Annotated in this window: 1 protein-coding gene; it reads left to right on the forward strand. The window is 59.7% G+C overall.

What is annotated here, in order from left to right; all coding sequences use genetic code 11:
* The first annotated feature begins 164 nt into the window (after positions 1-164).
* Complete coding sequence (locus HU811_RS27040) at positions 165-863, forward strand: OmpW/AlkL family protein (RefSeq protein WP_092394816.1); 699 nt, start codon at positions 165-167, stop codon at positions 861-863.
* Positions 864-923 lie beyond the last annotated feature (60 nt).

Raw genomic sequence — 923 nt, forward strand, 5'->3', positions numbered from 1 at the left:
TGTGGGAGCGAGCCTGCTCGCGATGGGGCCCTCAAGAATTCCTCATCATCATTTTATTGAGCTGAGTCAATTAATAGACCCTGACTCATTGAGCTGAGTCAAAAGACCGGATTAGAGCGCTGCATACCATGGGACATCAATTTTAGATTCCCTCTGGAGCCCCCATGCAAAAGTCTCTGCTCAGCGCTTCCCTCGTCGCCCTCGCGCTCGCGGCCCCGCTCGCCCAGGCGCACACCGCCGGCGATATCATCGTTCGCGCCGGCGCTATCACCGTCAATCCGGAAGCCGACAGTTCCAGCGTCAAGGTCGACCGTGGCCCGCTGGCCGGCGCCGACCTGGGCGGCAAGGCGACCATGAGCAGCGACACTCAGCTGGGTCTGAACTTCGCCTACATGATCACTAATAATCTGGGGATCGAACTGCTGGCGGCATCGCCGTTCGAGCACGATGTGAAGATCAAAGGCACCGCCCTGGGTGCGGCCAACAACAAGCTCGGTACCCTCAAGCACCTGCCGCCGACCCTGAGCCTGGTCTACTACCCGCTCGACGCCAAGTCGGCCTTCCAGCCTTACGTCGGCGCCGGCATCAACTACACCTGGATCTACGATGAACACGTCGGCAGCGAAGCCAGCGCCAACGGCTTCAGCAACTTCCGGGCGAGCAACAGTTGGGGCATGGCGTGGCAAGTGGGCGCCGACTACATGCTGACCGACAACATCATGGTCAACGGCCAGATTCGCTACATCGACATCGACACCACCGCCTATGTGGACAACAACGCCGTGGCCAGTGGCACCCGGGCCAAGGTGAATGTCGATGTGGACCCGTGGATCTACATGGTGGGGTTGGGTTACAAGTTTTAACCTGCAGCACAATGGCAAGTTGACAACACATCCTGTGGCGAGGGAGCTTGCTCCCGCTGG

The sequence above is a fragment of the Pseudomonas tehranensis genome (genome assembly GCF_014268615.1).
Taxonomy (GTDB): Bacteria; Pseudomonadota; Gammaproteobacteria; order Pseudomonadales; family Pseudomonadaceae; genus Aquipseudomonas; species Aquipseudomonas tehranensis.